Source organism: Arthrobacter sp. BGA-UO-ETr-C19, from assembly GCF_059568005.1.
Genome location: NZ_JCAQPC010000024.1, coordinates 713,683 through 737,674 on the forward strand (window position 1 = coordinate 713,683; position 23,992 = coordinate 737,674).

Consider the following 23,992-nt stretch of genomic DNA (forward strand, 5'->3'; position numbering starts at 1 on the left):
GGATAACCTAGAGCAGTGACTTACGAGATTGAGATTGGCCGTGGCAAGCGTGGGCGTCGTGCCTACTCCCTGGACGACATTGCGATCGTCCCCAACCGTCGCACGCGTGACCCCAAGGATGTCTCCGTCTCGTGGCAGATCGATGCCTACAAGTTCGACATGCCGGTCATCGCTGCACCCATGGACTCCGCCATGTCCCCGGCGACGGCCATCGCACTCGGCAAGCTCGGCGGCCTGGGCGTCCTGGACCTCGAGGGCCTCTGGACCCGGTACGAGGACCCGCAGCCCGTGCTGGACGAGATCGGGGCGCTTGCGGACGAAACCAACAGCCCGGATGTCACGCGCAGGATGCAGGAGCTTTACAAGGCACCCATCCAGCCCGAACTGATCACTTCGCGCCTGGCCGAAATCCGCGCCGCAGGCATCACCGTGGCCGGGTCTCTTACCCCGCAGCGCACCCAGGAGCACTACAAGACCGTGGTGGCCGCCGGCGTCGACATCTTTGTGATCCGCGGGACCACGGTTTCCGCCGAGCACGTCTCGAAGGACCACGAGCCGCTGAACCTCAAGCAGTTCATCTACGAACTCGACGTCCCCGTCATCGTGGGCGGTGCCGCGGGCTACACACCCGCCCTGCACCTGATGCGGACCGGCGCTGCCGGCGTCCTGGTCGGGTTCGGCGGCGGTGCCACCACCACCACGCGCCGCGCCCTCGGCATCCACTCGCCGATGGCCTCTGCAATCTCCGACGTCACCGCCGCCCGCCGCGACTACATGGATGAGTCCGGCGGACGCTACGTCCACGTCATTGCCGACGGCGGCATGGGCACCTCGGGCGACATCGTCAAGGCCATCGCCATGGGCGCCGACGCCGTCATGCTCGGCACCGCCCTTGCCCGGGCAGAGGAAGCCCCCGGAAAGGGCTGGCACTGGGGGCAGGAGGCGCACCACCTGGAGCTGCCCCGCGGCGACAGGGTCAACATCGGAACTGTCGGTCCGCTCGAAGAGGTGCTCTTCGGGCCGGGCCACCACACCAACGGAACCTCCAACCTGATCGGCGCCCTCCGCCGGTCCATGGCCACCACCGGCTATTCGGACCTCAAGGAGTTCCAGCGGGTCGACGTCGTGGTTTCGCCCTACGCCGGAAACTGACCTGCGCGCCCGGCAACACAGTCCGCACCCTGCCCATCGGCAGAGGTACGAAGTACTCTGGTGAACTACAACGTTCGATGAGGATGGAGGCCTGTCATGTCCGGTTTCGGTGAACGTCCGGCGGCGACCAGGGGAGCTTTAGGCCCGGAGGCGCGGGAGGCTGCGCTTGCCGCGCTGAAGGCTTCGGCGGACCCGGGCAAGGAACTGGACATCCTCATCGTCGGCGGCGGCATCGTCGGCACCGGGGTGGCCCTTGACGCCGTGACCCGCGGCCTGAACGTGGGCATTGTGGAAGCCAGCGACTGGGCCGCGGGGACATCGTCACGGTCCTCCAAGCTTATCCACGGCGGCCTCCGTTACCTCGAAATGCTCGACTTCGCACTCGTGAAGGAGGCGCTCCAGGAACGGGGGCTGCTGCTTTCCGAGCTGGCGCCGCACCTGGCCAGGCCGGTGCCGTTCCTGTACCCGCTGACCAAACACGTCGTCGAGCGGCCCTACATCGGCGCCGGCATCGCGCTGTACGACGTCATGTCGATTTCCGGCGGGCACAAGCGCGGCGTTCCGTTCCACAAGCACCTCTCGCGCCGGGGCACCCTGCGCGCCGCCCCGAGCCTGAAGGACGACGCCTTCATCGGATCGATCCGCTACTACGACGGCCAGGTGGACGACGCGAAGTACGTGGCCAACCTGGTGCGCACCGCCGCCTACTACGGGGCCCACGCGGTCAACCAGACCGCCGTCGTCGACTTCCTGCGCGAAGGCGAGCGTGTGGTGGGCGCCAAGGTGGTCAACCGCGAGGACAATTCCAGCTTCAACATCCGCGCCAAGCAGGTCATCAACGCCACAGGGGTCTGGACCGACGAAACCCAGGCCATGGTCACCGAGCGCGGCCAGCTGAAGGTACGCGCCTCCAAGGGCATCCACCTGGTGGTTCCGAGGGACCGCTTCCAGTCAACGGTCGGCCTGATCCTGCGGACCGAGAAGTCCGTGCTGTTCGTCATCCCTTGGGGGCGGCACTGGATCATCGGCACCACAGACACTGACTGGCATCTGGACAAGGCCCACCCCGCGGCGTCCAGCAAGGACATCGACTACCTCCTGGAACACGTCAACAAGGTCCTGAAACGGCCCCTCACCCGGGAAGACGTGGAGGGTGTCTACGCCGGGCTCCGGCCGCTGCTGGCCGGGGAAAGCGACTCCACGGCCAAACTCTCCCGCGAGCACATCGTGGCCCACCCCGTGCCCGGCCTGGTGGTGGTGGCCGGCGGCAAATGGACCACGTACCGCGTCATGGCCAAGGACGCCGTGGACGAAGCCGTCCGCAGCATGGACGAGCGCGTGCCCCCGAGCTGCACCGAGACCATCCCGCTGCTGGGGGCCAACGGGTTCAAGGCCGCCTGGAACCGCCGCAACCGGACTGCCGAGGAATCCGGGGTTCACGTGGCGCGCGTGGAGCACCTGCTGAACCGCTACGGATCCATGTCATCGGAGGTGCTTGCGCTCATCCAGGACCGGCCCGAACTGGCGGAACCGCTGCCCGGCGCGGACGACTACCTGCAGGCAGAGGCTGTCTACGCCGCCACCCACGAGGGCGCCCGGCATGTGCACGACGTCCTGACCCGGCGCACCCGGATTTCCATCGAGGCGTGGGACCGCGGTGTGTCTGCCGTCCCGGTAGTCGCTAAGCTTATGGGAGAAATTCTTGGCTGGAGCGATGCGCAGCGGGAAAGCGAAATCAAGCATTACCTTGCGCGGGTGGAAGCCGAACGGCTCAGTCAGCAGCAGCCCGATGACGAATCGGCCGACGCTGCCCGGCTGGGCGCGGAGGACATCGTCCCGCTGCGCTGAGATCGCAAACCGCCGCCGGACAGGCCCCGGCCTCACTGAAGGGACACCACTTGGCGGAACCACTGGACCGTTATGATGCCGAGCTCACCACACCGGACATGGTGATCCTCGAAATGGACGCCGAGGACAAAGTGGACGCGGCCAGCCAGCTGGCCCGGAAGCTTTACGACGCCGGCCGCGTCTCAGACCTCGAGGGCTTCCTGGGGCACGTCAACGCCCGCGAGCACCAGCTGGCCACCGGACTGCCCGGGGGAGTCGGCCTGCCGCATGCCCGCAGCGAGTTCGTCTCCGAGACCTCGATCGCCGTCGGGATCACCAAGTACGGCAAGGCCCTGGACTTTGGCGCCGCTGACGGTCCGGCCACTGTGGTCCTGCTCATCGCCACGCCGGCGAGCTCGTTCTCCGACCACCTCGAAGTGCTCGCCACCCTGGCGCGGTCACTATCCAAGGAATCGTTCCGGGAGTCGCTGCGCCGGGCCTACGACGCCGAGGTCATCGCAGAGCTCATCAACTCGAGCCTGGTCTTCTTCGACCACTAGAGATTGGGGCAGGCCCTTTCGTGTCGACTTCGTCGCCACGTAGGGACCCTGCTGCCCCACTCTAGGGGCAGGCCCTTTCGTGTCGACTTCGTCGCCACGTAGGGACCCTGCTGCCCCACTCTAGGGGCAGGCCCTTTCGTGTGGCGCCATCAGGCGTTTCGTTGTTCTACACACGGACGAAGTAACGTTAAGGGGTGTGGAAAACAGCCCTCCAGCCCCGGTGGATCGCAGGCTTGGTCTTTGCGATCGCCGTTTCGGGTGTCTTTGTGCTCCTGAGCCAGTGGCAGTTCGGCCGTTCCACGCAGCCCGAGGTGCCGGTCAACCCCGCCACGGAGCAGGTCCAGGACCTAACGAAAACCCTGCAGCCCGGTGACTTCTTCCGTGGTTCAGTGGCGGACCAGATGGTCCAGGCGTCCGGCACGTACGATCCGGCCAAACAGGTCCTGGTTTCGGGCCGGCTGAAGGACGGCAAGACCGGATACTGGGTGGTCACGGCCTTCGCGGTGACGGACGCGCCGGTGCTCAAAGGTGCGGCAGCCTCACCGAAGACCTACATACCGGTGGCCCGCGGCTGGATCGCCGATCCCGCTGACGCCAGCGCCCCGCCGTCGGGCGTTATCCGGCTGACCGGACGGCTCCTGCCGTCCGAGGCCCCGGTGCCCAATGCAGCCCCTGAGCCCGGCCGGGCGTCGGCAGTCTCGGTGGCTGAACTCATCAACGCCTGGAACGTCAGCAGCTACCCCGCGTTCGTTTCCGCCACGGCGGAAAAGTCAGGAACGGCCGACGTCGGTGCTGCCGCCGGCAGCGGCCTGGAGCCGCTCAGCATCGCTGCCCAGCCGCCGGCCGCGAAGGTCAACTGGCTGAACCTGTTCTACTCCGTGGAGTGGATCGTTTTTGCCGGTTTTGCCCTGTTCATCTGGTGGCGGCTGGTCAAGGACGACTACCGCAGAAGCCTCGAGGACGCCGAGGACCACGACGCCGGTGGCCACGGACACGACGGACCAGAACCTACCCAACCCAACGAGATCCAACAAAAGGTACAGCCATGATCGAACCAAAGCCGGCCATCCAGCCCTCGAACCCGACCGGGGCGGCGAAGAAGCGACGCTTCGGCGGCACCGAGGCACAGATCCGCTCCGCCCTGAAGTTCTACAAGGTCATGGCCTACCTCACGGGTGCCATGCTGCTGCTGCTGTGCGCGGAGCTGGTGGCCCGCTACGGCTTCGGCCAGTACCTCTTCGCCGGCGGAACGGACGCCCTGACCGGCCAGCCGTTCGGCTTCGGCTTCGCGCAGGCGGAACCGAAGGGCGTCCTCGGCGGGTTCAACGCGTCCGTGACCGTGCTCATCGTCCACGGCTGGATGTACGTGGTGTACCTGATGTCCAACTTCCGGCTTTGGACGCTAATGCGCTGGCCGTTCGCCAAAATGATCCTGCTGGCACTCGGCGGCGTGGTCCCGTTCCTGTCCTTCATCGTGGAGAAGAAGTTCCACGCCGAGGTGGAGGCCGAACTCGCCGCCAACCCGCAAGCCGCCAGCCGGTACTGATCCGCGTTCCGTGCGTCACAGCGGGCCCGCTCAAGATGCGTCGGGGCAATCGCGCAAAGTAGGCTAGTACGGTGACTACTCCCACTGCATCCCAGACTTCCCAGAAGCCGGTGCTGGTTGTTGACTACGGTGCCCAGTACGCGCAGCTGATTGCCCGCCGCGTCCGGGAAGCGAATGTGTATTCGGAAGTGGTTCCGCATACCTACAGCACTGAGCAGCTCCTGGCCAAGAACCCCGCCGCCATTATCCTCTCCGGCGGACCCGCCAGCGTCTACGCCGACGGTGCCCCTAGCGTCGGCGCCGACCTTTTCGAGGCCGGTGTTCCGGTCTTCGGCATCTGCTACGGCTTCCAGGCCATGGCCAACGCCCTCGGCGGCAAGGTGGACAAGACCGGCCTGCGGGAGTACGGCTCCACCCAGACCACGATCCTCGGCGAAGGACGTTCCGTCCTCGAAGGAATGCCCCAGGACCAGAACACCTGGATGAGCCACGGCGACTCCGTGCACGAGGCTCCCGAGGGCTTTGAGGTGCTGGCCACCACAGCGGGCGCAGAAGTTGCCGCCTTCGCCAACGAGGAGAAGTGCCTGTACGGCGTGCAGTGGCACCCCGAGGTGAAGCACTCGGCCTACGGCCAGCAGGTCCTGGAGAACTTCCTGTTCAAGGGCGCCAAGCTGGAACCGAACTGGACCACGGGCAACATCCTTGAGGAGCAGGTGGATCGGATCCGCAAGCAGATCGGCGATGCCCGGGTCATCTGCGGCCTCTCCGGCGGTGTGGATTCCGCTGTTGCCGCAGCCCTCGTCCAGCGCGCCGTGGGCGACCGGCTCACCTGTGTCTTCGTCGACCACGGGCTGCTTCGCGAAGGCGAGGCCGAGCAGGTGGAGCGCGACTTCGTTGCCGCCACCGGCGTGAACCTCTACGTGGCCAACGAGCAGGAGCGTTTCCAGGCGGCCCTGGCCGGAGTCAGCGATCCCGAAACCAAGCGCAAGATCATCGGCCGCGAGTTCATCCGGGCCTTCGAAGAGGCCGAGCGCGCCATCATCGCCGACGCCGCAGCGCACGGCGAAAAGATCAAGTTCCTCGTCCAGGGCACCCTGTACCCGGACGTCGTCGAATCCGGCGGCGGCGAGGGCGCAGCGAACATCAAGAGCCACCACAACGTGGGCGGACTGCCGGAGGACCTGGAGTTCGAACTCGTTGAGCCGCTGCGCGCCCTGTTCAAGGACGAGGTGCGTGCCGTGGGCGCCCAGCTCGGCCTGCCCCAGGAGATCGTTGGCCGTCAGCCGTTCCCCGGCCCCGGCCTGGGAATCCGCATCGTCGGCGAGGTCACCAAGGAACGCCTGGACCTGCTGCGCAAGGCAGACGCCATCGCCCGCGCGGAACTGACCGCCGCCGGACTCGACAACGACGTATGGCAGATGCCCGTGGTTCTCCTCGCGGACGTCCGTAGCGTGGGTGTCCAGGGCGACGGCCGTACCTACGGCCACCCGATCGTGCTGCGCCCCGTCTCCTCCGAGGACGCCATGACGGCGGACTGGTCTCGGCTTCCCTACGACCTGCTGGCGCGGATCTCCAACCGGATCACCAACGAGGTCGACGGCGTCAACCGCGTGGTGCTCGACGTCACCAGCAAGCCGCCGGGAACCATCGAGTGGGAATAGCGTTGTAAATATGGCCGGCCTCCGCAGGGAGGCCGGCCATTTTGCATTAACGGGTATCGGATCATGCACGGCAGGCTACGGTGCGAAATGCGCCGCAACTTGGGCCGACCCAGTGTTGCGGTCTCTCAACCGCGGCGGTTTCCGGCTACGCTCGAAGCTATGCCCGTATGGTCCAAGGCGTCACGCGCAAGCGCAGAAAAGAAGGCAGTAGTGTCAGTAGGTCAGGTCGACTCCGAGGGTTCGGAGGAGCTCAGGAAGTGGCTGTCCGGGCTTAAGCCCGTTACGGGGGCAGACACCATGCTGCGCTTCACCAAAACGCCCGAGGGCTCCATCGACCTCACCCACGCGCACCCTTCCGGCCTTGCGCAGCTCATGGCCGGGCGCCGGACGCGGCTCTCCACACTGATCCGCGACCAGCAGCAGTACGTCGTGGCCGCCCGGGCCTGCCGGAACCTGCGCTCGAAGATTTTCGAACTGGCCAATGACCGCGGCATCGAGGCAGGGTACTTCTCGGCTGGCACCGTGGTGTGGACCTCCGCCGTGGGCGGCAAGCCGCAGCGCGTCTCGGCGCCGGTGATGCTGACTGCCATGTCGCTCACCATCCGCCCGGGTGAAGACGACTACGAACTTCAGCTCACGGAGCAGGCGCGCATTAATCCCGCCCTGATCCGGCATCTGAAAACCATCCACGGAATCGTGTTCGACGTCAACGCCGTGACACGGATGGCGTACAGCACTGCGCGGTTCGACCCCCTGCCGGTGCTGGACCGGATCAGCACCCTGGTCAAGCCGATCCACGGCGCCGACGTGGAGCACAACCTGCTCGTTTCGACCTTCGCGGACCTTTCCGGCAACCTAGACGATCCGTGGATCAACGGGCGGAACGCACTGGTGGCCTCGCTGGCCAAGGCCGCGTCGGGTGAAATCGTCGACGTGCCCGCGCTCAAGCCCGGACGTTTCCCCAGCGTGGACGAGCGGGACCCGGCCGAGGAGCTGCTACTGCTGGACGCCGACGCCGACCAGCAATATGTGATCGACGCCGTCAGGGCAGGGGACTCGCTGGTGGTGAGCAGCCCGCCCGGCACCGGCCAGACGCAGACGGCCATCAACACCATCGGTGCGCTCGTGGACGAAGGCAAAACCGTCCTGGTGGTGGGGGACCGGCGTGCCAGCCTCAACGAAGTGGCCGGACGGCTCGAAAACCTGGGCTTGGACTCCACTCTTTTCCAGCTGTCCGGAAACGCAACACCGCAGCAGCTCAAGGGCCAGCTGGTCCGCGCCATCGTTCGCAACGAGAAGGCCCTGGAGCCGCAGCTCGGGGGCCTGCACAAGACTCTCACCGAGCACCGGCATGCGCTTATGGACCACGTCGCGTCGCTGCACAACGTGCGGCAGCGGTGGGGCTGCTCGCCGTACCAGGCCATGCAGTCGCTCGCGGAGCTGACATCCATCCAGCCGGCCCCCGCCACCACCGTCCGCCTCAAGCGCAGCGTCCTGGACAGCATCCGGGACCGCGAGGAACTGGCCGGCCGGCTGAAGCGCGCCGCCGAACTCGGTGCATTCAGCAGGGCATCGACCACCAGCCCCTGGCACGGTGCACGGCTGGTGACACGCAAGGAAACCGAGGAAGCGCAGGAGCTGGCGCGTGCGGTGGCGAAGAAGCTGCCGCTGCTGCAGGAACGGATGAAGGACGTGGCCAGCCACGCCGAAATCCGCCTGGGCACCACCTTCGCCGAATGGGGCTCCCAGCTCAAGCTCCTGGTGGCCGTCCGCGAAAGCCTGGACAAATTCACCCCGGACATTTTCGACAGGCCCGTGACTGACCTGATTTCCGCGACGGCGTCCTCGTCCTGGCGCAGGGAGCGCGGGATCGACATGGCCTCCATGCAGCGCTCCCGCCTGCGCCGTGTGGCCAAGGAGTACGTCCGCCCGGGCGTGCACATTGCCGACCTTCACAGTTCGCTGGTGCTGGTCCAGGAACAGCGTGCCCAGTGGGCCGGCTACGCCACCACACAGCGGCATCCGGCGGTGCCGTCCGGCCTCGCGGAAATCAGCATCATGCACCGCGGACTGACCCGCGAGATGAAGATGCTCGGTGATGCCCTGCGGCACACGGCTGCGGGCGGTTCGCTCGAAAACATTCCGTACCCGGAGCTCATGGAGCGTCTGGAACGGCTGGTCGCGGACACGCAGACGCTGCAGACCCTGCCCGAGCGCACGCTGCTCATCGAGAACATGCGCGAGCACGGGCTGGGGGAGCTGCTGGCAGACCTCTCCGAGCGCGAGGTCGGGGCCGGGTCCGTCGCTGCCGAACTTGACCTGGCCTGGTGGCAATCGGCGCTCGAGGCGATGATCAGCGGTGACGACTACCTGGCCATGTCCGACGGCGACGCGCTCCGCCAGCTGGAGGCGGAGTACCGGCTCGCGGACAACGCCCACATCGCCAGCGGTGCAGGGCGGCTGCGGTGGAAGCTGGCTGAGCGCTGGCGCGCGGGCATCGAGGAGCATGCCCGCCAGGCTGACCTGCTCCGGAGCCTGCTCAAGGACGGGCGGGTCACGCTGGCTGCGCTGACGGCGCAGGCGCCAGGGCTGGTTCCCATGCTGGTGCCTGTCTGGTCGGTCAGCCCCTACCTCATGACCGGCCTCCTGCCTGCCGAACAGAAGTTTGACGCTGTGGTGATCCTCGACGCCGAGGCGACGTCGCTGCAGGCGGTCCTCCCCGCCATCGCGCGTGCCCGGCAGGTGATCGCCTTCGGCGACGACAGGATCGCCAGCCCCCGCACCTTTACCGTGGCCGTGGAGCGGCTCGCAGCTGGCGAACAGTCCCACCAGAGTGTCGAAAGCGCGTTCACCGCACTTTCGGCAGTGCTGCCGACGGCGACGCTGCGCTCTGTCTACCGCGCGGTGGACGAGGACCTGGTGCTGCAGCTGAGCAAAAACTCTTACGGTGGAGGCCTCCGCCGCCTCCCCGAGGGGCAGTCGGCCACGGGGCTGGACCGTGCGCTGACGGTGGAATACCTTCCCGACGGCACCGGACTGCCCAGCGCCGACCACGAGGGCGTCGAATCGGTGGTGGCCGAGGTGAACCGGGTGGTGGAGCTCGTGTTCGAGCACGCCCGGCTCCGTCCCCGGACATCGCTGGCGGTGGTGACTGCCAGCCTCCGGCACGCGGCACGCATCGGCGAGTCCATCCGGCTGCAGCTGCCCAACCATCCGTCGCTGTCCGGATTCTTCACAGCAGGTGATGAATCCTTCCGGGTTGTGGACCTGGAGCGTGCCCAGGGGCTGGTCCGCGACCGCGTGATCTTCTCGCCGGGATACGGACGGACACCGCACGGCCGCGCCCTGCACAGCTTCGGTCCGCTCTCCGCCGAGGGCGGCCGGGCCAAGTTCGCCCTGGCGATGACCCGGGCACGGCAGTCGCTCCACGTCCTGACCTGCTTCAAACCGGAGGACCTTGACCGGACCCGGCTGGCCCACGGCGCCGTCGATCTCTTCGAACTTCTGGACCGGGAGATCTCCGGCAACACAGACCTGGGAACGCCCGCGTCCAGGGCAGCGGCAAGTGAACAGGCATTGGGCGCCGATCCGCTGGTTGCTGATCTCGGCGACCGGCTGCGTGCCCGCGGTGCCCGCGTATGGCACCAGTACGACGGCGTCATCGACGTGGTGGCCGCGGCCGATCCGCTCAGCACCATGGGCCAGGACGAGGCCGACATTCCACGGCCGGTAGCCATCGAATCGGACGGCACCGAGCAGTACCGGCAAATGACAGTCCGGGAACGCAGCCGGCTGCGCCCCCAACTGCTGGAGCGGCTCGGCTGGCGGTACATGCCGCTGTGGACCATCGAGGTCTTCACCGATCCCTCGGCGTGCGCCGACAGGATCGGCGGGTACCTCGGGCTTGAGAAGCCTGTCCCTCAGGTGCGCTCCGTGGGCGCCCCGGCATTCTTCCTGGATGACGACGTCAGCACCCTTGCGGTAGGCGACTTCGAGCCCGAAGCGGGGGAGGAGGACTCGTACCAGGACATGGATGACGGTTCTCGCGACGACCTGAACGGTCACGATGCGGACCAGAGCGGCCGGAAAGCACCCGATCGGGATGCAACCGGGGCGGTCCGGGCGGACTGGCGCCCATCGGGTGCGGAACAGGCGAACGCTGATAAGCCAGTCGCTGATCAGTGGAACGTTGATGAGAGGGAAATGGATCAGACTGGCACCGATCCGGCGGACGTCGACAGGGACGATTCCGACGCCGCCGGCGCTGGAGTAGGCTCCCGTTCTGAGCCCGGCTTGGAACGGCCGGCCGCAGAACGGAAGGAGGGCCCGCTGTGACATCCAACGGCGGGGCCGAACGCAAAGGCGGGGCCGAGCACAAAGATGAGCAGTCCGCGGGCCGTGAGAAGACCGCACCGGCTCGCCGCGCCAAAGCGGGCGGGCAGCAGCGGACCGGCGTGGTCCCCAAGAGGGCAGCCGAGGACGATCCCCGCACCTGGGGCGATGCAGAATCCGGCAACGACCACGACGCTTGGCTGAAGGAGCAGAAGCCCCCGCACTGGGGCTGAGCAACCAGGCAAACACGCTGCGGATTCCCACAGGCCGGAAGATTCCCGCAGACCGGAAGATTCCCGCAGACCGGAAGATTCCCGCAGGCCAGCTCACCGGGCACCGGATCCCACCAGCACGAAAAACAGCTTTCCCTGCGTTGACGCACCCGCCAGGGCACTGGCCTGGGCAGGGGTGGCGGCCACCACCAGCAGCCCGTCCGAATCCCCGGCAGCCAGCCACTGGCCGCCCTGGCCCTCCTGGCCGGAGGTCCACAGGACGGGCACTGACTTGGCGAGCACCTTCGAGGCTGATGCCTGCTCATAGCCGTTGCCGCTTGTCAGGACTACGTTCACGAGTTGTCCGGGGGACACCAGCTGGATGGACGATGGGTCTGCCATCCGCAGCGGCACCGCCGCAGACCCGGGCGGCGCTCCCGCCAGCAGGCCTGGCCCCACCAGCTGCGCATCGGTGAGGAGCTGGCCCTTGCGAAGCGGCGCTGCCAGCTGCTTGCCGTCCACTCCGGAGCTGACAGCGAAAGTCCCGTCCGGCACCATGGCCGGCGGAATGCTGACGGGCCTGAGATCACTCCCGGCCAGGTTCGCTCCGGCGGGAAGGTCACGGGCAGCGGCCAGGACGCTCACGGTCTCGGCAGGGGCAGGAGTGAGCTGGTGGACGGCGATCCCCGCGGCCGCGCAGAGGAGGAGTGCCACGGCAAGACGGCGGTTACGGTTCAGCCATCCCGCGAAGCGCCGTCCGCGCGGGCGCCGGCGGGCGGGAGAACCGGGCAAAGCGTTGCCGCGGCCGGGACGAACGGCCGGGCGGGATGCCCTTGCAGGGAAAATTCCGGTAGCTGGCATGCCGCCACGCTACGGGCCATCCGTTGGCTCACGACAGGTGCGGGCAGCCGTATGTGGAAAAGGCCACCCGAGGCGCACCGGATGCCCTGCAGGTCCGAACCGACACTTCAGGCCGGGGATTGCCCGGTCGAAGCAAAAGAGTCCGGCCGGGTAATCCCGGCCGGACTCTTTTGGCTTGAAGGCGGCAGGTGGCCGCAGGAACTCGCCTAGCTCGCGGCTGCAGCTGCCGGGGCAGCGGATGGTGCAGACGAAGTGGAGGCGGCCGGGGCGGCCGGAGCGGGGGAGGGCGAGACGGTGCTTCCCTTGGAATCGCGCGAATCAGTCCGGTAGAAGCCGGAGCCCTTGAAGACCACGCCGACGCTGTTGAACTTCTTGCGCAGCGTGCCCTGGCACTCCGGGCAGGACGTCAGAGTGCTGTCGGTGAAAGACTGCACGATGTCGAAGGCATGGCTGCAATCCTTGCAGGCATAGGCATACGTGGGCACTGTAGATCCTCCTCTTGGACAAACGACAGGTCCCGTGCTGCCTGGCTTCATTTCCCGGATTCTCCTTGACGGATCACCGCGGCGGAAATGACTCCATTAGCAGTCGCAGGGCCTGAGTGCCAATTCTATCACCCCGCCCGGGCGAGGTCACGCGAGGGCTACCAGCCCGGAGGGCATGAGTACTGCCTCGACCGGGCGGTCAAAGTCTTCAGCCGGGATGGTCCGGGCGGGCAGGAGTTCGGAGTCGTAGATGATGGCAGCCTTCGGAAGGTGCAGGCCACCGGCGTTGGCTGCAGCCAGGAACTTGTCGTAATAGCCGCCGCCCTGTCCGATCCTGTTGCCGCTGCGGTCCACCGCGGTTGCCGGCATGAACATTCCGGCCGCAGTCCGCACCGTGTCCAGGCCGTGGCGCTCACCGGCGGGTTCCTGGATGGGCGCGTACCTGCTGCGGATGAACTCGCTGTCGGGGGTCCAGAAGACCCAGCTGAGCTCCCGGTCCGGTTCGCAGACCGGGAGCAGGATGCTGTGGCCGGCCTCATGCAGCGCGTGCAGCAGGGGAAGTGTTGGCGGTTCGAAATCGACGCCGAGGTAGGCGGTGAACGTGGCCGGCTTGCCCGCGGCGATAGCTTCGGCCCAGGGCAGCCCATGGGTGGCGATGCCGTCGCCGGCGATTGAGAGGTCCGTTGCTGTCATCGTGGCCCGGATCTGCCGGTGCCGCGAACGGATCCCGTCCTTCGACGGCATGGTCCCTGTTGGCATGGATGGCATCCTTTGTCGCAGCGGCAGGCGGCCGGGCCGCTGCCGGAAGCATTTACCGTATGAATGTTCCCTCGGATAGATTAGACCAGTGACTTCCACTAATTGTTCAGTCCGCAAGGCCGTAATCCCCGCTGCTGGGCTCGGCACCAGGTTCCTGCCTGCCACCAAGGCGATGCCCAAGGAGATGCTGCCGGTGGTTGACAAGCCGGCCATCCAGTACGTCGTCGAGGAGGCCGTCAAGGTGGGCCTGAGCGACGTCCTGATGATCACCGGACGCAACAAGCGCGCGCTCGAGGACCACTTCGACCGTGTCCCGGCCCTGGAAGCGACGCTGGAGGCCAAAGGCGACACCGCCAAGCTGGAATCAATCCAGGCCGCGAGCAACCTGGGTGACATCCACTATGTCCGCCAGGGTGACCCCAAGGGCCTTGGCCATGCCGTGCTGCGTGCGCGCCAGCACGTGGGCTACGAGCCGTTCGCCGTTCTCCTCGGTGACGACCTCATCGATGCGCGCGACGAGCTCCTTAGCATCATGATCGATGTGCAGGCCAAGACCGGCGGTTCAGTGGTGGCGCTCATCGAGGTGGAGCCGTCCCAGATCAGTGCCTATGGCTGCGCGGACATCTCCGCGATTGATGGCGAAAGCTTCGTCCGGATCAACAAGCTGGTGGAGAAGCCGGACGTCGATGAGGCGCCCTCCAACCTGGCCGTCATTGGCCGCTATGTGCTCCACCCGGATGTCTTCGATGTGCTGGAAAAGACCGAACCCGGCCGGGGCGGCGAGATCCAGCTGACGGACGCCCTCCAGGAGCTGGCCAGCAGGGACGGTGAAGGCGGCGGTGTGTACGGCGTGGTCTTCCGCGGCCGACGTTACGACACCGGGGACAAGCTCAGCTACCTCAAGGCCTGCGTGGAGCTTGCCATCGACAGCGACGACCTCGGACCCGGTCTGCGTGCCTGGCTTCCGGAAGTTGCCGCCCGTCTGTCCAAGTAACCCTTCATGAGGGTCAGCCACATCTGGCCGGTCACGCTTGAGTGCGGGGACCTTGTCCTGCGGCCGATCAGATACCGGGACCGGAAGGAATGGACTGAGGTCCGTTCGCGCAACAGCGACTGGCTGGCACCCTGGGAAGCCTCCAATCCGATCCCGGGCGGCGCGCTGCCTGATTACCGGCAGATGGTCAGGTCCCTGAATACCCAGGCGGCCCAGGCCACGGCCCTGCCCTTCGTGATCACTGAGTGGACACCCGGACACCGTGACCCCGTCATCGTGGGGCAGTTGACGGTTTCCTCCATTGTGTGGGGATCCGCCCTGATGGCGACGCTCGGTTATTGGGTGGACCAGGCGCGTGCCGGGCACGGGATCGCCCCTACGGCCGTGGCGATGGCAACTGATCACTGCTTCCGGACTCTTGGCCTGCACCGGATGGAGATCAACATCCGTCCCGAAAACGGACCCAGCCTGCGGGTCGTGGAAAAGCTCGGCTTCCGTGACGAGGGCTACCGTCCGCGGTACCTGCACATCAATGGGGAATGGGCAGACCACCGTTCCTTCGCCCTGACTTCAGAAGAAGTTCCGGAAGGCCTCCTCAGCCGCTGGCTGCGGGTCAGGCCCGCCTGACGGCTGACCGGCGGAGCCGCTGGTCAGGGCCGGGTTCTGTGCATAAGTCCATTGATTTGAAGCTCGGCCGCGACACACCGAGACGAATGCCACAACAGCCCCCATATTCCTCATACGGTTTTGTGTGTGGACTTCCCCCTTAGCAGCTCAGTCATCCTTGTGGCTGCTGTTGCGCTCTGGATCGTTTGGGTTGCCCCTTACGTGCTCCGCAACGGCCGGCATCAGTTCCAGGCTGCCGGTGACCTGACGTTGGAAAACGTCGACGCCGCAACTGCAAACCCGCAAGCCGGGACGGTCGTGTATATGACCGCCCAGCAGGAGAAACGCATGGACACCAGGAAGAGCAGCGAACCAGCAACAGGCCTCACCCCGGCTCCGTCCGGCAATTGGCCTGCCGCCAACGGGACCGGTGCCTTTCGGATCCGCTACGGACGGACGGCAATCGCTTTCGTTGGCTTACTGTCCTTCCTGACGGCGATAGTGGCCGGAGTCCTGCGGCTGTTTGGCATCGGCAACCCCTGGGTTCCGGCTGTGGCGTTCCTGGCCGGCGCTGCCGCCGTCGTGGTCTTGCGGCGGCTCGCTGTCCGTGACCGGCGCAGGAAAGTCAGCGCCGCCTTCAGGGCGGCCATGGGCTCGCCCTCCGAACGGACACAAGACCGGATGTCCTCCGCCGAGAAGCCAGCGGAGGCGGCACCCGCCCCGGAGTCCGTGAAGCCCCGGGAAAGTGCCCTCTTTGATGCCGAGGCCGAAGTGCCGAAGCCCAAGCCGCTCACAGCAGTAGAACTGCGCGAGGCAGCCCTGGCCGTTGCGCTTGCGGCGGGCGACGAAAGCGCCGCAGCCCCTGTGCAGGGCCCGGCGGCGTCTCCTGATTCCAGTTGGGATCCCGTGGAAGTTCCCAAGCCGACATACGTTGAAGCGGCCAAGGCCGAGCGTCCGGCACCGGAGCCGCTGGCGTTGCCCGAGGCTCCGAAGTCCCAGGGCAAGCCTTCACTGAAGCAGGGTCCGGCCGCGGCACCTCCTGCAGCCTCCCCGAATGCCGCGCCCGCCAAGCCGCTGACCAAGGCCCAGAGCGCGCTGAGCAACCTTGATGACGTCCTGCAGCGCCGCCGCGCGTAGCCGGGCATCCACCGCACTAACAGCGCCACGGACACGCGACATTTGAGGTCTGGTTGGCAAACCGGCAAGAAAATTTGTAGCCTAGGGAAACCGGCGTTGGACTTCCTCCGTGAAACGGCGCCACGGGGTTATAGCTCAGTTGGTAGAGCGCTTCGTTCGCATCGAAGAGGTCAGGGGTTCGAATCCCCTTAGCTCCACAAATTTGATGAGGCGGGATATCCTTCATGGAGGATGTCGTTCATCGGCTACACCCCGGTCTTCGGACCGGGGTGTTTTTCATTTCCGCTAGAGGTAAACGCCAGCGAGAGGCGGATCCGCCGACGAGAAGAGCCACGGACGTCTGCCGGCTCCCGCAGGCGCTGGGAGCCGGCAGCCCACGTGGCCGGGGCAGGTCAGGCGGTCAGCGGTGCGGTGAGTCCGTCAGTTGAGGTGCGGGGCGTGAGTCGGCTGCCTGCGGGGACGGGGTACGGGAACCCGAGGACGGCAAGACGGCCTCGGACCTGGTTTTGGGCCTGGCAGTCCTGGGCACAGTCGGTGGGGGAGTTGGCCAGTTCGACTGCATCCTCGCCGGTGACCATGCCCATCCTTCCGCCGCTGGCGACGTCCCAGATGGACATGCCGCCGCAGTGGTCGCGGGTTTCAGGAAGGCCGAGGGTGTTGGTGAAGTCCGGTCCGCATGCTCCCTGGCGGACGCGGTTGGCGACCTGTGCGCTGTCACGGACCACGAACTTGGCCGAGACGTCGTTGCCGATGTTCACCCGGGGCCGGGCCTGGACGCAGAACTGGCTGGGCGGTCCGGTCTGGACACTGGTGCAGGCTGACCCGAGGAACTGGCCAAGCTTCGCGCGGAAGTTGGGGTTGTCAAAATAGAAGGCTCCCGCCGACAACCGGTGCACGATGCGGGTTGCGGTGCCGTCGCCGCGTCCGGGTTCCATCTGGAAGATCCCGCCGGAGGCGCAATCCTTGGCCTGGATCTTCATCGACAGCCCGCCGGTCCCGGTCCGGGACAGCTCCACGTCGGTGTCTTTCAGGTCCAGTGTGACGGCACTGTTCAGGACCAGTCCGCGGTGGTCCGGGATCTTGCTTTCGAACACCGGTGTCACCCGGCCCCCGGTGATGTCGAGTTCGTTGGCCGCGCCGGTGAACGCGTAGTTGTGGATCGCGAAGTTGACCGGGTCGACTTCAAACCGGACGTATCTGCCCTGGACCAGGAAGCGGCTTGCCGGCGTCGCGACGGCCCCGTCGAATTCACCGGACTGGCCCAAAACCTTGAATCCGCCGCCGGCGCATCCCTTCGAGGATGCCGCCTGAGCCGGTTCCGAGAGGGCGATAAAGCCGACGGCGGAAGCTGCCAGTGCGACAGCTGCTGCCGCTGCTCGGAACTTCAAGCCGGGTCTGGCCGTAGTCATGTTCATCAGATCCTCCTCGCTGGCCGGGCACCGCAGGCCTCATCCGTTGAGTTCGTCCCGCCAGTCCTCGACAGGCTATGACCTATACCTTCGGCGAGGAATGCCTCCGACCGCTCACTGGACGAATCTTGGATGTACCTTGGAAAAACCTTGGAGCCCGTCTCGGTGGCCCCCTCGAAAAGGGGTGTGTCCCCGATGAACATTGAGGTGAAGTGCAGGTGAGTGACCCGGACAACGCAGCTTGCGCTCCGCCGCCGGCCCCCCACACCGCTTCAGGACGTATGGTCAGACGAACGGATATAAGGGGAAGACCTCAGGGAGGCTCAGCTCCCGCTGCTGGGAAGCCGGAGCTTCCGCCGGTATGCCCGACGACGGCGTTTTGCTGTCGGTCGGGAATGTAGCCATGGGCTTGTCTTCGGAGAACGCGTTGGTGCTGCTGGTCGCTGGCCGGACTGTCAATGCTGGTCTCCTTCGCTCCCGCCGGAGTTCATTCCGGATTCCTGGCTGGGTAGGGCTCCTGCTGAGAACACTCTCCTCCAGGTGACTCAAGGGCACATCGGCAACTGATCAATACTGGATCAAGAAAATTTGTAGGGAACCCGGCACCGTCATCGACGCCGGCTGCGGCCCCGGACACTGGACTGCCTTCCTGGGGAGCCACGGGGCTGACGTCCAAGGCGTTGACCTCGTGCCCTCATTTGTCGAACATGCCAGGACACGGTTTCCGGACGTTCCCTTCCGCGTCGCATCGTTCTCCGACCTCGGAGTTCCGGACGGCCAACTCGGAGGAGTCCTGGCTTGGTACTCCCTCATCCACCTTGCGCTCACTGATCTCGGGCCCGCCCTGGGCGAGTTCGGACGTTGCATCGCGCCCGGCGGGACACTGCTTCTGGGGTTCTTCGAGGGACCCGACGGCGAGCCCTTTCCCCACGCTGTCACGACAGCCTACTTTTTGTCCGCAGAGGCGATCGCCGGCCGGCTTGCCCGGGCCGGCTTCGACGTGACGGACGTCTGGAAACGGTCCGACCCAGGGACGCGTTCTCACACAGGAATCATCGCTCGGCGGAAGGCAGTCGGTCCCGCGCTTTCAAAAGGGTTGGAGGAGGACCGTGGCATCAGTGACACTGCAACGAAATCCGTGTAGGCGGGGAGACGCTGCGCGGCTGCAGCTCATGAGCCCGAAGTTCCATGGGATTTGGGCGGCAGATGTCCGCGCCTGGATGCTTCCCGGACTACCTGCCGGATGTTGGCGAACAGCACTGCCTTCACTGCCGTCATATCCGGGCTGTGGCCGTGCTTCAGCGCGCTCTCAAGACTGCGGCAGTATGCCTCAAGGCGCTGCGCGCCAGCCATCCCGGAGCTGACCCGCAGGCTGATGATAGCCTCCAGGGTCGTGTCTGCATCGCCCCGGGTGAGGCCCTTGAAGATCTTGGCAGCCCGCACGGGGAGCATCACCAGATACTCCTCCATAAACTGCTGCGCCGCGTCCTCCCCGGCTTCCTCCGTGAGGTCCTGCAGCGCGCCGTCATCCAGTACCGGAAGGTCCTGGCCCGCGTCCGGGTCCTCCGCCATGCAGCCACCTCATCCAGTTGTCCACGCCGTCCTGCGATTCTCAATGAAATGGTCCGGGACACAGCTCAAGAACCAGACACTGTCATCGCAGGTTCGGATCAAGAGTTCGTGAGGTAATTGTCCGCCGGGTCCGGAGTACATGGGGGGAATGCGTTCCGGACCCGGCAGTTCTGAAGCGACGGTTCGCGGCTACCTTCGGCTTCAGGGACAGGAACAGTCTGCGGCCCGGACGCTATGAAACGCCGGAGCTACCTGAGAGTCAGACTTCGTTTTTGCCCCCCAGGTGAGGGGGTAGACGCTGCAGTCCCAAGGTTTTCCCAAGTTTGGGGCAGCGGCGTCAGGAAAGCGTGGCATAGCCGGATTCGGCCTCGCCACCGTGCAGGGGCGCTCTTGCTTGCCAACGCGAAAGGCGGCCACGGGCATGAGGAGTCCTCCGCCCGTGGCCGCCCGAGGTGTAAGAGACGCGGGCTTACTGTCCGCCGCAGAACCTGCTGTACGTGCTGCCGGCCTGCTCGTAGCCGGTCTTCAGCTCGGTGAGCTTCGCCTCATCCGGGGTTTCCTTGGCGGACTCGTCCGTGTATTCCAGGATGGCCTGCAGCGCGGGCCGCAGCTCGTCCGAGGACACTGCCTCGATGGGACGGATCTGGTTGGCCAGGCGGGTCATGCCGGTCTTGCCCACGGAGTTCGTGGGATTCGAGACAACCGTCCTGATCCGGTCGCAGGTTTGTGCGGTGGTGAGCTGCGGTGCAGCGCAGGCGGAAGCGGAGAGGACGAACCCGGCGGCAAGCAGAGCGGTGGTGAGTTTCTTCATGATTCCCTCAGTAGTTGATGTCAATCGATTGTAAGCAGACGCAACCGGCTCGGGACGGCAGGGTTACGGCTGTTGCTAGCAGCCGCCAGACTGCTCATCCGCCAACTGTTCGTCCGACTCGATCCTGCGGAGCCCGGAGATCCGCTCTCCGATGCGTGACAGGACGGCGGCCAGTTCCTCAGGAGCGCCGCCGTCGGGTGCAGCAAAGGGGCCGCCAAACAGGCCCGGCGCAATGAGGAACGGAGTGATGTCACGCTCGTGGAGGACGTCCAGCAAAGCCAGGAACCGCTGCCAGTCAGCCGGGCTGGCAGCGGACTCTGCAGAAGGTGAAGGTATGCCGTCCACCACCCAGGCCGGGAACGCCTCGGCCAGCAGAAGATAGTCCGCGGTCGACCAATTCCCCCCGCACAGCTCGGCAAAGCTGGCCCAAAGCATGTCCGGGTCGGCGCCTTTGACTGACAGCGGACCGGTGGGCAGGGACACTAGGTCCCGCTGGGATTGGGAAGGCCTGAACAGCCCGCAGGCCCCCAATTGCCGCTCCGTGCCGGGCGTGATGACAAGGCCCCGGTGAAAACCGGCCATCAGAGCCAGCCCTTCCGCTTGAAGATGAGATACATCAGCGCGGCTGTGGCAGCCATCAGCAGTATCGCCATGGGATAGCCGTACGCCCAATGCAGCTCCGGCATATGGTCAAAGTTCATGCCGTAGACGCCCGCCACGAACGACGGGGCGAAGAAGATAGCCGCCCAGGACGAGATCTTTTTTACCTGTTCGTTCTGCTGCGCGCTCGCCTCGTTCTGCCGGTTGGCGGTAAGCGTGCCGTCCAGGGTCAGCGCGTTCTGAAGGAGGTCACGGAATGAATCGGCCCGCGAAATCACCCGTTCCACGTGGTCCTCCACGTCCCGGAGATTGTGCTGGAGCTCAGCGTCGGCAGCAAAGTCGTCAAATCCTTGGTTGAGCTGCTGCATCATGGCCGGCAGCGGATGGATGGCCCGCTGGAACTGGATGACCTCGCGGGCGAGTTCATAGATGCGGCGGGACACTGCGGAATCACCGGAAAACAGTTGGTCTTCGATTTCGTCAATGTCGTTTTCCAGACCGGCAACCACCGGGGCGTAGTCGTCCACCACCTGGTCCAGCAGTGCGTAGAGTACCGCCGGCGGTCCGTGGCGGAGGAGATCCGGCCGGGACTCCAGGCGGCGGCGTACCTGTCCGACGCCGGACATCTCGGCATGCCGGACGGTCACCACGAAGTTCGGTCCAACGAAGATATGGAGCTCGCCGAATTCCACGGTTTCGGTGTCATCGCGGTACCGGGCCGGCCTCAGAACAGTGAAAAGGCTGTCCCCGTAGGGCTCCAGCTTTGGCCGTTGGTGGGCAGAGATGGCGTCCTCGACGGCCAGGTCGTGGAGCCCAAACTCCTCCGCGACGGCGGCCATCTCGGCTTTCGAGGGACGGTACAGGCCGATCCAGGCCATCCCGCCGTGGCTGCCAAGTGTTTCAAACGTCTGTTCCAGGTTTTCGGGTTCGGCGGTGCGGACCCCGTCGACGTAGACGGCGTTGTCGATGATGGTCACAGTGTTCAGGTCTCCGTCTAATTGGGTCAGGACATCGCGTTGGGTCAGGACATCGCGTTGGGTCAGGACATCGCGTAATTGGGTCAGGACATTGCGCCGATGATGACTCCGGCGGCTGTCACAGCGAGGACATCGTGGCCGGAGTCGATGAGCGTCACCGCGGCGGGACGTCCGGCGAAACCGTTGTGGATTACATGCCCGCCTACGCGGAATACCATCGCCAGCACAAAAGCGAACGATCCGCCGGCCAGCGCGCTGTCGAGTCCGAGCTTGCTGATCAGTACTGCCAGGAGAATGGCTGTCAGGGCTGCAGCTGCCATCATGGGAACCCAGATACCGGCGCCGCCATCAGTGTTCCTCAGGTCCTCTTCCGTCTTGCCCACGGCCTCCATCCACCGCCTGCCGAGCACGGCGGGAAGGTACCAGACGAAACCGATGGCCATGCTCGCGACGAAGGCAAGAAGCACCGCAAGCCAGTTGACCTGAAAGAAGTAAGAGAGCCAATCCATCCTCGAATCCTATTCCGGCCAGACGGGCGCGGGCCCCGGAGACGATTGAACGAGGCGGCTGATCAGCGGCTCGGTCCGGTATGGGATGTGCGTGTGGAGTGCCAGCACGGTTTCGGTGCGGATCACGCCCTTAATGCGAAGAATCGAACGCAGCGCGCCCTGGAGGTTCTGCGTGTCCGTGGCCACCACCCGGCACCAGACGTCGCCCCGGCCGGAGATCTCGTGCACTTCGAGGACCTGGGGAATCAGCCGCAAAGCGGCGATCACGCCGTCGAGCTCCCGGTGCGTCACTTCAATCGTCACAAACGCGACGACGTCGTATCCCACCGCTTCGAGGTCGATCTCGCGGCCGCCGTCGTGCAGGATGCCAGAGCGCAGCATCCGGCGCACGCGGGACTGGGCAGTGTTCCGCGCAATACCGAGTTTTTCGCTCAGCTCGCCGATCTGGATGCGGGGGTCGCGGATCAGCTCGAGCAGGATCTTCAGATCCGTGGGGTCCAAGGTGTTCAAATCGTCACTCCGGTTCATGAATCCGGCCAAAGATTGATGGTTTTGCTCAATATTCCCACAGATCGACGCACGGGTACGCACTTCTGACGCATTCTTTAGATATCAAAATTCCATCCGCGCGAGCAGCCCCCACAAGGGGCAGGTTCCGAGGACACACAGGCAAGGGCACGGGCATGACCGTCTTTAGCGAACTTCGAATGCGTCCGGCTGCGGCCACCCGCTGGGGCTGGGATGCGTCCACCACCGCACGGCTGGCCATGGCCGGAGTCGTCATTTTCACGCTCCTGGTGGGTGCAAACCTGGCGACCCCGCTGTATCCGCTGCTGCAGGTGAGGCTGGGCATCGGTTCCCTGGGCATCACCGTCGCGTTCGCCGCCTACGTCCTGGCGCTCGTGGCCACGCTCATGCTCGCGGGGCACTGGTCCGACCACATCGGGCGCCGTGCGGCCCTCCTCCTTGCCGTGCTGACGGGGCTCGCGGGTGGCTTGGTCTTTGCGAACGCGGATAGCCTTGCCGGGCTGTGCGGCGGCCGGGCGCTCCAGGGCGTCGCCGTCGCCCTGGCCACCGGGGCCAGCTCGGCCGCACTGCGTGAACTGCTGCCGGAGCGCCCGGAGTGGGCCTCCCGTTTCACCCTGCTGGCCTCGGCCGGGGGAGTGGCGGCGGGCCCCGCGATCGGAGGGATCCTCTCCCTCCTGCCCGGCTCCACCACCACGCCGTACCTCATCCATTCGCTCGTCTTGGCCGCCCTGCTGGTCCCGCTGTACCTGCTGCGAGCCCGTCCTGCCATCAAGCCTGCGGCCGGCCCCCGCCCGCTGAAGGCGCTTGCGCCGCGCCGGCCCACGGTGTCCCGCGAGGCCCGGGGTGCGTTCTGGCTGGCGGCCGCTGTCGGTTTCCTTAGCTTTGCCGTCTTCGGCTTCTGCCTGTCCCTCGCGCCGGGCTACTTCGCGAAGATCCTTGGCACCGATTCGCGGCCCCTGATCGGCCTGCTGGCCGGGCTGACCCTGGGATCGTCCGCCCTGAGCCAGTTGATCGCCGTCCGGAGCAGGTTCGCTGTGCCTGTGGGGCTGGCTGTACTGGGCGGCGCGGTGGCGCTCATCGCGGCAGCCGCTGCCGCAGGCAACCCGTGGCTGCTGGTCGCGGCAAGCGTGGCTGCAGGCGCCGGCCAGGGCGTCGCCTTCCGGACCGTTTTCAACGACGTGGCGGGGAAGGTGGAGGCGTCCCGGCACGCACAGATCATCAGCACCGTTTATGTGATCACCTACCTCGGAAGTGCCGTCCCGGTGGTGGGGCTGGGGCTCGCGACGGCGGCCTACGGGATCGACGCGGCCGTCGCCGGATTTGTAACGGCCTGCGCCTGCGCGGCAGGGCTCCTGGCGGCGATCACCTGGCGCCGCAGTCTCCGCCGGTAGCAGCGGCCGGACGAACCGCCGTCGTACGCGCTGTTCTTGCAAAGAAACGGTTGCAAAGAACTG

General features: G+C 66.1%; 23 protein-coding genes and 1 tRNA gene. 14 read left to right on the forward strand and 10 right to left on the reverse strand.

Features of this window, described 5'->3' with window-relative positions:
- Nucleotides 1-15 precede the first annotated feature (15 nt).
- The 8 genes from AC57BR_RS22230 to AC57BR_RS22265 all read left to right on the forward strand — a co-directional run bounded on the left by AC57BR_RS22230 (nucleotide 16) and on the right by AC57BR_RS22265 (nucleotide 11,311).
- A complete protein-coding gene (locus AC57BR_RS22230; protein ID WP_496364518.1) occupies nucleotides 16-1,152 on the forward strand; it encodes a GuaB3 family IMP dehydrogenase-related protein in 1,137 nt (378 codons plus the stop codon).
- A gap of 96 nt (nucleotides 1,153-1,248) precedes the next feature.
- Nucleotides 1,249-3,000 carry a glycerol-3-phosphate dehydrogenase/oxidase gene (locus AC57BR_RS22235; RefSeq protein ID WP_496364520.1) on the forward strand — a complete coding sequence of 584 codons (1,752 nt, stop codon included), beginning with the start codon at nucleotides 1,249-1,251 and terminating at the stop codon, nucleotides 2,998-3,000.
- Between the two features lie 50 nt (nucleotides 3,001-3,050).
- Nucleotides 3,051-3,539, forward strand: coding sequence for a PTS sugar transporter subunit IIA (locus tag AC57BR_RS22240; RefSeq protein ID WP_496364522.1), 489 nt, complete (start codon nucleotides 3,051-3,053; stop codon nucleotides 3,537-3,539).
- A gap of 194 nt (nucleotides 3,540-3,733) precedes the next feature.
- Nucleotides 3,734-4,588 carry an SURF1 family protein gene (locus AC57BR_RS22245; RefSeq protein WP_496364524.1) on the forward strand — a complete coding sequence of 285 codons (855 nt, stop codon included), beginning with the start codon at nucleotides 3,734-3,736 and terminating at the stop codon, nucleotides 4,586-4,588.
- The gene (locus AC57BR_RS22250; protein WP_496364526.1) at nucleotides 4,585-5,085 is read left to right on the forward strand and encodes a DUF3817 domain-containing protein; all 501 of its coding nucleotides are present in this window, start codon (nucleotides 4,585-4,587) and stop codon (nucleotides 5,083-5,085) included. The genes AC57BR_RS22245 and AC57BR_RS22250 overlap by 4 nt, the downstream gene beginning before the upstream one ends.
- A 71-nt stretch (nucleotides 5,086-5,156) precedes the next feature.
- Nucleotides 5,157-6,746 (forward strand): glutamine-hydrolyzing GMP synthase, encoded by a 1,590-nt coding sequence (gene guaA, locus AC57BR_RS22255; RefSeq protein WP_496364528.1) that lies wholly within the window; start codon nucleotides 5,157-5,159, stop codon nucleotides 6,744-6,746.
- A gap of 159 nt (nucleotides 6,747-6,905) precedes the next feature.
- Complete coding sequence (locus tag AC57BR_RS22260) at nucleotides 6,906-11,081, forward strand: AAA family ATPase (protein WP_496364530.1); 4,176 nt, start codon at nucleotides 6,906-6,908, stop codon at nucleotides 11,079-11,081.
- Nucleotides 11,078-11,311, forward strand: coding sequence for a hypothetical protein (locus AC57BR_RS22265; RefSeq protein WP_496364532.1), 234 nt, complete (start codon nucleotides 11,078-11,080; stop codon nucleotides 11,309-11,311). The genes AC57BR_RS22260 and AC57BR_RS22265 overlap by 4 nt, the downstream gene beginning before the upstream one ends.
- 93 nt (nucleotides 11,312-11,404) lie before the next feature.
- Here AC57BR_RS22265 and cpaB read toward each other — a convergent pair whose 3' ends face one another.
- The 3 genes from cpaB to AC57BR_RS22280 all read right to left on the reverse strand — a co-directional run bounded on the left by cpaB (nucleotide 11,405) and on the right by AC57BR_RS22280 (nucleotide 13,395).
- A complete protein-coding gene (cpaB, locus tag AC57BR_RS22270) occupies nucleotides 11,405-12,151 on the reverse strand; it encodes a Flp pilus assembly protein CpaB (protein ID WP_496364534.1) in 747 nt (248 codons plus the stop codon).
- A gap of 206 nt (nucleotides 12,152-12,357) precedes the next feature.
- Entirely contained in the window at nucleotides 12,358-12,636 is a 279-nt protein-coding gene (locus AC57BR_RS22275; protein ID WP_496364536.1) for an FmdB family zinc ribbon protein, read from the reverse strand.
- Nucleotides 12,637-12,783: 147 nt separating this feature from the next.
- The gene (locus tag AC57BR_RS22280; protein WP_496364538.1) at nucleotides 12,784-13,395 is read right to left on the reverse strand and encodes a 5-formyltetrahydrofolate cyclo-ligase; all 612 of its coding nucleotides are present in this window, start codon (nucleotides 13,393-13,395) and stop codon (nucleotides 12,784-12,786) included.
- Between the two features lie 88 nt (nucleotides 13,396-13,483).
- Between AC57BR_RS22280 and galU the strand changes: the two genes are divergently transcribed.
- The 4 genes from galU to AC57BR_RS22300 all read left to right on the forward strand — a co-directional run bounded on the left by galU (nucleotide 13,484) and on the right by AC57BR_RS22300 (nucleotide 16,329).
- Nucleotides 13,484-14,389: a UTP--glucose-1-phosphate uridylyltransferase GalU gene (galU, locus tag AC57BR_RS22285; protein ID WP_496364540.1), complete on the forward strand. Its 906-nt coding sequence runs from the start codon at nucleotides 13,484-13,486 to the stop codon at nucleotides 14,387-14,389.
- 6 nt (nucleotides 14,390-14,395) lie between these two features.
- Entirely contained in the window at nucleotides 14,396-15,016 is a 621-nt protein-coding gene (locus tag AC57BR_RS22290; RefSeq protein WP_496364542.1) for a GNAT family N-acetyltransferase, read from the forward strand.
- 126 nt (nucleotides 15,017-15,142) lie between these two features.
- On the forward strand, nucleotides 15,143-16,132 hold the full coding sequence (locus AC57BR_RS22295; RefSeq protein ID WP_496364544.1) for a hypothetical protein: 990 nt from the start codon (nucleotides 15,143-15,145) through the stop codon (nucleotides 16,130-16,132).
- Between the two features lie 124 nt (nucleotides 16,133-16,256).
- Nucleotides 16,257-16,329 (forward strand) — tRNA-Ala (locus tag AC57BR_RS22300).
- Nucleotides 16,330-16,524: 195 nt separating this feature from the next.
- On the opposite strand, the gene AC57BR_RS22305 is transcribed toward AC57BR_RS22300, so the two are convergent.
- The gene (locus AC57BR_RS22305; RefSeq protein ID WP_496364546.1) at nucleotides 16,525-17,547 is read right to left on the reverse strand and encodes a hypothetical protein; all 1,023 of its coding nucleotides are present in this window, start codon (nucleotides 17,545-17,547) and stop codon (nucleotides 16,525-16,527) included.
- Between the two features lie 580 nt (nucleotides 17,548-18,127).
- Here AC57BR_RS22305 and AC57BR_RS22310 point away from each other — a divergent pair.
- A complete protein-coding gene (locus AC57BR_RS22310; protein ID WP_496365206.1) occupies nucleotides 18,128-18,685 on the forward strand; it encodes a class I SAM-dependent methyltransferase in 558 nt (185 codons plus the stop codon).
- Between the two features lie 26 nt (nucleotides 18,686-18,711).
- Here the strand turns inward: AC57BR_RS22310 and AC57BR_RS22315 are convergent, their stop codons facing one another.
- From AC57BR_RS22315 to AC57BR_RS22340, 6 genes are all read right to left on the reverse strand, one after another.
- Nucleotides 18,712-19,113 carry an Hpt domain-containing protein gene (locus tag AC57BR_RS22315; RefSeq protein WP_496364548.1) on the reverse strand — a complete coding sequence of 134 codons (402 nt, stop codon included), beginning with the start codon at nucleotides 19,111-19,113 and terminating at the stop codon, nucleotides 18,712-18,714.
- Nucleotides 19,114-19,582: 469 nt separating this feature from the next.
- Nucleotides 19,583-19,924, reverse strand: a complete 342-nt coding sequence (locus tag AC57BR_RS22320; RefSeq protein ID WP_003805240.1) for a hypothetical protein — start codon at nucleotides 19,922-19,924, stop codon at nucleotides 19,583-19,585.
- 75 nt (nucleotides 19,925-19,999) lie between these two features.
- On the reverse strand, nucleotides 20,000-20,506 hold the full coding sequence (zapE, locus tag AC57BR_RS22325; protein ID WP_496364551.1) for an AFG1/ZapE family ATPase: 507 nt from the start codon (nucleotides 20,504-20,506) through the stop codon (nucleotides 20,000-20,002).
- The gene (corA, locus tag AC57BR_RS22330; RefSeq protein WP_496364553.1) at nucleotides 20,506-21,501 is read right to left on the reverse strand and encodes a magnesium/cobalt transporter CorA; all 996 of its coding nucleotides are present in this window, start codon (nucleotides 21,499-21,501) and stop codon (nucleotides 20,506-20,508) included. The genes zapE and corA overlap by 1 nt, the downstream gene beginning before the upstream one ends.
- Nucleotides 21,502-21,584: 83 nt before the next feature.
- Nucleotides 21,585-22,010, reverse strand: coding sequence for a DUF1761 domain-containing protein (locus AC57BR_RS22335; RefSeq protein WP_496364555.1), 426 nt, complete (start codon nucleotides 22,008-22,010; stop codon nucleotides 21,585-21,587).
- Nucleotides 22,011-22,019: 9 nt separating this feature from the next.
- Entirely contained in the window at nucleotides 22,020-22,520 is a 501-nt protein-coding gene (locus AC57BR_RS22340) for an Lrp/AsnC family transcriptional regulator (protein WP_496364557.1), read from the reverse strand.
- A gap of 173 nt (nucleotides 22,521-22,693) precedes the next feature.
- On the opposite strand from AC57BR_RS22340, the gene AC57BR_RS22345 reads away from it, so the two are divergent.
- Entirely contained in the window at nucleotides 22,694-23,929 is a 1,236-nt protein-coding gene (locus AC57BR_RS22345) for an MFS transporter (RefSeq protein ID WP_496364559.1), read from the forward strand.
- The last annotated feature ends 63 nt before the right edge of the window (nucleotides 23,930-23,992 follow it).

Coding starts and splice junctions, on each gene's coding strand:
- AC57BR_RS22235 (WP_496364520.1), top strand. CDS start 1,249: ATGTCCGGTTTCGGTGAACGTCCGGCGGCGACCAGGGGAGCTTTAGGC.
- AC57BR_RS22250 (WP_496364526.1), top strand. CDS start 4,585: ATGATCGAACCAAAGCCGGCCATCCAGCCCTCGAACCCGACCGGGGCG.
- AC57BR_RS22260 (WP_496364530.1), top strand. CDS start 6,906: ATGCCCGTATGGTCCAAGGCGTCACGCGCAAGCGCAGAAAAGAAGGCA.
- cpaB (WP_496364534.1), bottom strand. CDS start 12,151: ATGCCAGCTACCGGAATTTTCCCTGCAAGGGCATCCCGCCCGGCCGTT.
- AC57BR_RS22280 (WP_496364538.1), bottom strand. CDS start 13,395: ATGCCAACAGGGACCATGCCGTCGAAGGACGGGATCCGTTCGCGGCAC.
- AC57BR_RS22290 (WP_496364542.1), top strand. CDS start 14,396: ATGAGGGTCAGCCACATCTGGCCGGTCACGCTTGAGTGCGGGGACCTT.
- AC57BR_RS22305 (WP_496364546.1), bottom strand. CDS start 17,547: ATGAACATGACTACGGCCAGACCCGGCTTGAAGTTCCGAGCAGCGGCA.
- AC57BR_RS22315 (WP_496364548.1), bottom strand. CDS start 19,113: ATGGCGGAGGACCCGGACGCGGGCCAGGACCTTCCGGTACTGGATGAC.
- AC57BR_RS22320 (WP_003805240.1), bottom strand. CDS start 19,924: ATGAAGAAACTCACCACCGCTCTGCTTGCCGCCGGGTTCGTCCTCTCC.
- zapE (WP_496364551.1), bottom strand. CDS start 20,506: ATGGCCGGTTTTCACCGGGGCCTTGTCATCACGCCCGGCACGGAGCGG.
- AC57BR_RS22335 (WP_496364555.1), bottom strand. CDS start 22,010: ATGGATTGGCTCTCTTACTTCTTTCAGGTCAACTGGCTTGCGGTGCTT.
- AC57BR_RS22345 (WP_496364559.1), top strand. CDS start 22,694: ATGACCGTCTTTAGCGAACTTCGAATGCGTCCGGCTGCGGCCACCCGC.